At 50.0% G+C, this 692-nt stretch carries 1 protein-coding gene; it reads left to right on the top strand.

The genetic code is table 11. From position 1 onward, the window contains the following. The first annotated feature begins 125 nt into the window (after positions 1-125). Complete coding sequence (locus tag WAA15_RS24510) at positions 126-440, top strand: hypothetical protein (protein WP_337045484.1); 315 nt, start codon at positions 126-128, stop codon at positions 438-440. Positions 441-692: the final 252 nt, after the last annotated feature.

Raw genomic sequence — 692 nt, 5'->3', positions numbered from 1 at the left:
TTGTGGTGGGTGTCATTTTGGTATTGACATGATTCTAGAGGCGGAAGGGGCGTGCGTAAAAGGCACAATTACTGCCATGAGGCAGTTACAATGATCTATAGTGTTCAATTGACTGGGGAAAAACAATGATTGCCACAGCCGAGAGAAACCAAAAGACTAATAATACAATCACAAATAAAAACAACTACATAAACCACAAGGAAACAAAACAGCAGTGGCAGTCAATGTCTCTCCTGCCTCATTATTGCGCAGTCACCACACGGCTGGCTCAACACATGGCAAAGGGAATCGCTGTAACACTGGACCTGAAACAGAATAAAGCACACAGCAGCAAAGCCTCGACTTCAAAGCAAAATGAGCAGGATCCTCCTTTGATACGTCCCTGGCTTGGTGACGTCACATTGGATATGACTACTTCACCCTCGGAAGATTTTAAATAGGAGCCGTTTCTGCCATAGGTCTCATTCCACACTCCCAGAGAGGACACGCGTCTGTGACGTTTGTCGCTTTTCAGCGTTGCCGGTCTCAGACGTGGTCCGGACCAGAGCGTTCATGAGTCCTCTGTGGGAGCTTGTGGTGGGCAGCCCTTGAGGAGCACCGGGACACTTCCCAGTTGCCTCAGTGTTGAGTGTTGCCTTGGCCTGCGCCGCGACACGGGCCTGCTCCCTGTTGGTGTCCCATCCAACTCACAC

The organism is Emticicia sp. 17c, assembly GCF_037153985.1.
GTDB lineage: Bacteria > Bacteroidota > Bacteroidia > Cytophagales > Spirosomataceae > Emticicia.
This window is presented reverse-complemented; position numbering and strand designations above follow the sequence as displayed.

What these genes read in the sequence shown, in the direction of transcription:
- WAA15_RS24510 (WP_337045484.1), top strand. Translation starts at nt 126, where the DNA reads ATGATTGCCACAGCCGAGAGAAACCAAAAGACTAATAATACAATCACA.